Origin of the sequence: Methylobacterium sp. J-090, from assembly GCF_022829345.1 — a bacterium.
Taxonomy (GTDB): Bacteria; Pseudomonadota; Alphaproteobacteria; order Rhizobiales; family Beijerinckiaceae; genus Methylobacterium.
Genome location: NZ_JAKSXV010000079.1, coordinates 1 through 6219 on the forward strand (window position 1 = coordinate 1; position 6219 = coordinate 6219).

The following is a 6219-nucleotide window of genomic DNA, read 5'->3' on the forward strand; positions in this document are numbered from 1 at the left end:
CGGCTACCAGCCGCCTGCGCCAGAGGTCCTCATCTGGCCAACCGAACCGAGCGGATCAGTGCCGTCCGCTCGCCCTGCCATCGTCACGCGACCGACGATGCACTAACTTCGAACATGGGCCACCGAACGGGGGCAGGCCAATGTCCGCACCGAAAAACGATCCAGGGCTGTAATCTGGGTCACTTGGATATCGGCAGGGAAGCCATAGACCTCGCGGCGGAGAAATTCGAACTCCAGCCCGACCTCCTCCTCGCGAAAATCTCGGTACCAAGCCCTCGGTCGGCCGTTCGATCCGTCGGACCATCGGTACGTTCTGGATTTGAGAAGATCCTTCCGCTGGAATGGGGCGCATTCAGCCCAGACCCGCCAGGTCGGTTCGAACGCCTGCCGCAGGAGATGCGAGAACCCTGTCTGTCCGGATCGCGGCAGCGGCCGTGACAGGATCTCCAGGGTCGCCTGGCAATCGTCGGCGGCCCGGTGCGCCTCGAAGAACAGGCCGAGATCGGTCGCGAGGTATGAGAGCTTCCCGCCGGACATCCCTTCCTCGCGCCAGGGGACCTGATCGAGGGAACAGGCCCAGGGCTTCTGAGCGAAAATTGGCAGGAGGTCCTCGGCGAATTTGCGATCGAAATTCGCATGGTGTGCGATCACCAGATCGACCGGCTCGACGAGGCGCTTGACGGCATCGCGGTCGATCATGCACCCAGACACCATGGTCATATCGATGCCGGTGAGGCGGGTGATTTCGGAAGGGATCGGACCGAACGGTTCCTGGAAGCTGCAGAAAGGCGCATCGGCTGATAGGATGCGACCGTCATCGGTATAGGTGAACGGGACCATCCCGAGCTCGATGACCTGATGGAGGTTATGGTCGAGGCCGGTGGTCTCGACGTCGAGGATGAGCCCACGCCGTACGGTTTCAGATTCGTCGAAGTCGAAAACAGTTCGGGGTTCCAGACGGCGAAGAACGCGGAAATGGTCACTGTGATCCAAAACCGTTGCGCAGCGATTGAGGTCGATAATTTGGTCCATGCTGAACACCTCTCTTGTGTTGCATGGCCTACTATGGCGCATCCCAACAGGAATTCACTTTATGTGCAGACCTGTGTTGAATCGTTTCCAGCTAAATTCCTGTCAATTTGATGATTGAGCGAGAGCAAGTTCGTGCTGCGCGGGCTTTACTTGGGTGGAGCCAAAGCGATTTATCGAACCGCAGTGGTATCGGTCGGCGAACATTGATGAATTTCGAAAACGGGCTGACCCATCCTATGGATGTCACGCTCCAGCGGATCGAAGAAGTGCTCAAGGCGGCAGGCGTACAGATGACCCGGAGCCGTGACGGTAGTATTGGTGTATTATTAAGCTATGAATCATTTCTAGAGGGTCGCGCAAGACGGCACATTGAACACCTTGGCAGCGACGGCGAGTAGTTAAGCCAAAAGCTGAACCGTCAAAGCGCCCCGCCCCTTGATTAGCAGCATAAAATCTCGGCATTTGTCAAATAGAGAAAAATATAGAGGCTTCCTCTGGAGCCAAAGTGGTTTTTATATTTTCGTCACATCGTTAAGAATTGATTAGACAATATTTATCGAAAGCGCCCCAGCAATTATTTGCTGCTGGTTCGCTTTAAAAATTGGCTGGCGTATCGGCTTTTCGGAGGTCGCAAGTCGCCGGAAATGGCCCCCATGCAGGCAGCCAGGCCAATCAGCGATCGCGAGGGCACTCCGTTTCATCGAAGGCGCTCGTCCACGGGAGGTCCTGTGGTCATTCCGCAAACCGCCGACGGGGCGTCCGGGTGCAAGGTGGCTCGACCGCCCCGGAAAGCTCAGGAAGTAAGGGCTGCCCTTCGCCGTAGGGTCATTGCGACCGCCTGGGTCGACCAACTCCCGCCTCATCCAGGACGTTGGTGGACATTCGAAGGAGCTCGGTGCTCGCGGAGCACACCCACGGCAGCGATTATACCGCCTGCGACAATGCCAAAGAGCGGGTGAGCCTCAATCCTGCGCCGCGTCGGGGTTGGTCCGGATCGAAAACCGGTCCCGGGCCGTGAACCGCTCGATCGGCAGATCCACCGTGGGCCGGCGATAGATTTCCTCGCTGAGGAAGGCACGTTCGGCCTCGATCCGATCTTCCTCGAGATCGATGTACCAGCACCGCCGCCGGACGCTCCAGCGATAGCGTCGCGCCTTGAGCACGTCCTTGGTTTCGATCGGAGCCCCTTGCGCCCACAGGCGGACGGTGGGGCGGCGCGCCGTCTCGAGAAGGCAGGCCAGTGCCAGCCGTCCGGAGGTCTGCATCGAGCGCGCGAGAAGCGCCAGGAGGGCGTGGCAATCGTCGATGGCGCGGTGGCCCTTATGGAAGAAGCCGCAATCCGTGAGGAGATAGCCGAGCTTCAGTCCCTCGTGCCCCTCCGCTTGCCACGGCACCTGGTGGCAAGAGCACGCCCAATTCCTGTCGATGAAGATCGGCCAGTGCGGTTCGCACATCTGACGATCGAAGCTTGCGTTGTGGGCAATGACCACCGCCACATCGGCTACGAACACGTTGACCGCTGCGTCGTCGATGCGCTTTCCTGCGACATCATCATTGGTGATGCCGGTCAAGCGGGTGATCTCGGTCGAAATGGGCGTCCGTGGCTCGTGGAGTTGATTGAACGTCTCGACCAGCCGGTAGATGCGACCGCTCGCGCCGTACTCGAATTTGATCATGCCGAGCTCGATCACTTCGTCGGCGGCGAAATCGGTCCCGGTCGTTTCCGTGTCGACGATCAGCCCAAGGAAGGTCGGCTCGTTTGGGGCTTCGGTTGAGGGGGCGAAGGCCCCCAGACGTCGGAGCACGCGGTAATCCCCGGTCGCGTCGAGGACATCGGCGATGCTGTCGAGGGGTGGGATCACAGGACGGCGGCCTCAGCTTCGTTGAAGGAGTTCGATGCGGACTCCGTCCGGTCCATCCAGGAATGCAGTCCGAAGTCCCGGCCGCACGTTGGTGATGTCGATAGCGAAGACGATTCCCTGCTGCTTCATGGCCGACACCGTCGCCGTGAGATCGTCGACGACCAATCCAATATGCTCGATGCCGCGGTTCAGCGGCTTGGCCGGGGGATTGGCGTCAGGGGCATGCTCGATGAAAAGGGTGATGCCGCAGAGATCGAGAATCATCCGGGTGACCGTCGGCGATCCCTCGCGCCCGATCTCCCGTGCGCCGAAGGTATCGACGTAGAACGTCGCAGCCGCGGCCGCGTCTGAGCTGCGGAGGTGGAGGTGTTCGAATCGGAAGGTCATTGGCATCCATGAGCCCGTGGTATGCGCGATCCTATCAACGGCCGCCTGTCGCACCCAGTCTTAGTATGCTGGGGAGCGTATGGGCGGGCTATCCTATGGCGGGGCGGCCTGGTTCACCTCCACGGTGATGGCGTCACACATACTCCGGCATCCAATCTTTCAGAGTGGCGAGTTTTTCGATGGGCGGGAGGGCTTCGGGAAGGAAGCGGTATTCCGAGAAGAAGGGGAAACGACGCGGATCGAAGCACGAGCGAACCCACTCGATGGCGACACGCACACGGGGGATCCTGTCGGCATCAGGATGATAGGTCATCCAGATATCCAGTTTGGCATGGGCTCCACATTCGATCGGGATGAGCCCGGATTGGAGCGGGGTCACATAGGTCGGAAGCCAGCCGATCCCAACACCGTTCGCGATGGCGAGCGCATGGGCGGTGCTCGTATTGGTCGTGATGGCGATCGCTCCCCTGAAGGGAACACCGTGAAAAATTTGCGAGAGGATCTCCGCGGTCGATGTCTGCTCCGCGATCTGGAGCGCGAGCCGGTGCGACGCGAGCTCTTCAATCGTGCTCGGTACGCCGTATCGGTCCGCATAGCTGCGGGAGGCATAGGGCATCACATGCAGATGCCCGAGGCGCACCACCTTCACGTCTGGAGCTTCAGGTGGCGTGAGTTGAATGGCGAGATCCGCTTCCATCCGCAGCACATCGACCGACCGCATCGCGCATGCGAAATCCAGGCGGAGGTTGGGATGCCCATGGGTGAAATCCGCAGCTCGCGGCGCGAGCCATACCGCGCCAAGCCCCTCAGTCACAGCGATCCGGACCGTGCCTTCGATCCCGGAGGATAGCGCTTCCTGCATTCGCACCAAGCCGAGGGCTTCGCGTTCCATCCCCAAACCGATGATCAGGAGGTGCTCCCCCTCAGCCGTCAAACGGATTCCATCGACGTGGCGCGTGAGAAGGCGGTGTCCGATGACCTGCTCCAGGTGGTCGATGCGCCGCCGTATCGAGCTGACGGTCATATTGGATTGCTTGGCGCAGGCCCGCAGGCTCCCGCTGCGATGAACCTGCAGGAACACCCAGACGGCGTGCCAGTCCGGCATACGCCCATCCAGCGTTCTGCAAGGCGGGACGGAAAACGGCACACCCCGTTCCGGAAAAGCGGGCATACGGCACATTCCGCAGGTGAGATGAAGGGCCTGTTCACGACGTCACCGAGTTTATGTTGCCATGACCGCACAAGTAAGCATTCCGCACAGAGTCTCTGTGGAGGAAAATATTGTTGAGCGGCTGTACATGCGCCTTAACGAAATCGACACGACGAGTCGTGCGCGCCACCTTGTGGCCTATACGCCAACAAATGCCGAGATTGATCGCCTGTTCGAGCGCAGCCGCCTCGAGATTGGCACGGTTACGACGCTTCACGTGATCAAACGGGTGATCTCGGCCAATCCGGACACGTTTCATGCCTTCGCCCTGCGGGCTCGACACTGCGTCGAAGATCCACAAGCCGAGGGCTTTATTGCTTGGTTGCCGCTGACGACCGCTGGTCGGCAGGCGATGCTCGACGGGACCTTCAGCGCCGCCGATCCGGCTGCGGAGCATGTGGCGGGACAGCACGATGCTCCGGCCGCCATTTATATCTGGGGACTTTACGCACCGGGCCGTCTTGCGGTGGGCTTTGCCTGGGCCTTCCAACGCTGGTCGACGCCGTTGTATCGCGACGCCGACATCTATGCCCGCGCCGTCACGCCGAGCGGGCGTCGCTTCGTGCACCGCGTCGGCTTTGAGACCGCTTCCACGCAGGACGGCCCCGTCACCAGCGATCTCTTCGTCTTCCGGCGAAATCCCCTCGACGAGCGGCCAGTCTACGACAGCCATCCGAATGCTGCTAAGCAATACACCGTGACCGTCGTTCGGAATCACGACGACCTCGGGAAGGTCATGGCCATTCGCTCATCGGTCTATCTGGCCGAGCAGGTTTGCCCCTACGACGAAGAGTTCGATGGTAACGATTTTGCGGCGACCCACCTCCTTGGCTACGTCGGCGGTGAGCCTGCGGCCTCGATCCGCATCCGATGCTTTGCGGATTTTGCGAAAGTGGAGCGTTTGGCTGTTCGCCATCAACATCGCAAGTCACGTTTGGCCCTAGTCATGATCCGCGCGGCCAAGGAACTTTGCCGGATGAAGGGCTACACCCGCATTTATGGACAGGCTCAGAAGCGCTTGGTCAACATGTGGAGTCGGTCCGGCGCACGCCCGATCCCCAACGCTCCTGAGATCACGTTTTCGGACTTCGACTACGTCCAGATGCTCCTGGAAACCGACGCCCACCCGGAGGCCGTCACGTTGGAAAGCGATCCGTTCAAGATCATTCGCCCGGAGGGGCAATGGCATGCCGAGGGGATCCTGGAGAAATCGAGTTATCGCCCGGCGACGCGACCGTCTGTCGATCATCCGACGATTCGGACGGATCGGCCAAACAGGCGCACCGCCTGAGGAGGACTCGATGCTCGATCCGGGGACCATCCAGCGCGTGGAACTCTACTTCCGCACCTACCTCCATACGGTGATGCCGCTACACCGCAGTTTGGTCGAGGAGATGTGTGGCTCACCGGACCTACCGCTTGAGCTCGCAACGGCTTTGGAGGATATCGGCCAGCGCTACATGGACCTGGCCGATGATCTCAATCGCGAACTCATCCGGCGCGGACAACTCAATCATGAGCCGGATCCCGAGGATAGTGGGGAAGCCCGGATCGAGGAATTCCTCGACAGTTTGATGGCCCGGGCAGGTGGCCTGCCCCCGTTCGGTGGCCCATGTTCGAAGTTAGTGCATCGTCGGTCGCGTGACGATGGCAGGGCGAGCGGACGGCACTGATCCGCTCGGTTCGGTTGGCCAGATGAGGACCTCTGGCGCAGGCGGCTGGTAGCCG

At 60.6% G+C, this 6219-nt stretch carries 7 protein-coding genes; 3 read left to right on the plus strand and 4 right to left on the minus strand.

Going from position 1 to position 6219, the window contains the following annotated elements; genetic code table 11:
• Positions 1-102: 102 nt before the first annotated feature.
• Positions 103-1032 (minus strand): 3'-5' exonuclease, encoded by a 930-nt coding sequence (locus tag MKK49_RS12450; protein WP_244028813.1) that lies wholly within the window; start codon positions 1030-1032, stop codon positions 103-105.
• 110 nt (positions 1033-1142) lie between these two features.
• On the opposite strand from MKK49_RS12450, the gene MKK49_RS24795 reads away from it, so the two are divergent.
• Positions 1143-1430, plus strand: a complete 288-nt coding sequence (locus MKK49_RS24795) for a helix-turn-helix domain-containing protein (RefSeq protein WP_409565067.1) — start codon at positions 1143-1145, stop codon at positions 1428-1430.
• 564 nt (positions 1431-1994) lie between these two features.
• On the opposite strand, the gene MKK49_RS12455 is transcribed toward MKK49_RS24795, so the two are convergent.
• The 3 genes from MKK49_RS12455 to MKK49_RS12465 form a co-directional block, all read right to left on the minus strand.
• Complete coding sequence (locus MKK49_RS12455; RefSeq protein ID WP_244028815.1) at positions 1995-2894, minus strand: 3'-5' exonuclease; 900 nt, start codon at positions 2892-2894, stop codon at positions 1995-1997.
• Positions 2895-2906: 12 nt separating this feature from the next.
• On the minus strand, positions 2907-3287 hold the full coding sequence (locus MKK49_RS12460; RefSeq protein WP_313899162.1) for a VOC family protein: 381 nt from the start codon (positions 3285-3287) through the stop codon (positions 2907-2909).
• A gap of 127 nt (positions 3288-3414) precedes the next feature.
• Positions 3415-4386, minus strand: a complete 972-nt coding sequence (locus MKK49_RS12465; protein ID WP_244028817.1) for a LysR family transcriptional regulator — start codon at positions 4384-4386, stop codon at positions 3415-3417.
• 127 nt (positions 4387-4513) lie between these two features.
• Here MKK49_RS12465 and MKK49_RS24655 point away from each other — a divergent pair, with 127 nt between their 5' ends.
• Together MKK49_RS24655 and MKK49_RS12475 are read left to right on the plus strand one after the other, a co-directional pair.
• Positions 4514-5782 (plus strand): GNAT family N-acetyltransferase, encoded by a 1269-nt coding sequence (locus MKK49_RS24655; protein WP_313899161.1) that lies wholly within the window; start codon positions 4514-4516, stop codon positions 5780-5782.
• A 10-nt stretch (positions 5783-5792) separates the two neighbouring features.
• Complete coding sequence (locus tag MKK49_RS12475) at positions 5793-6164, plus strand: hypothetical protein (protein ID WP_244028823.1); 372 nt, start codon at positions 5793-5795, stop codon at positions 6162-6164.
• Positions 6165-6219 lie beyond the last annotated feature (55 nt).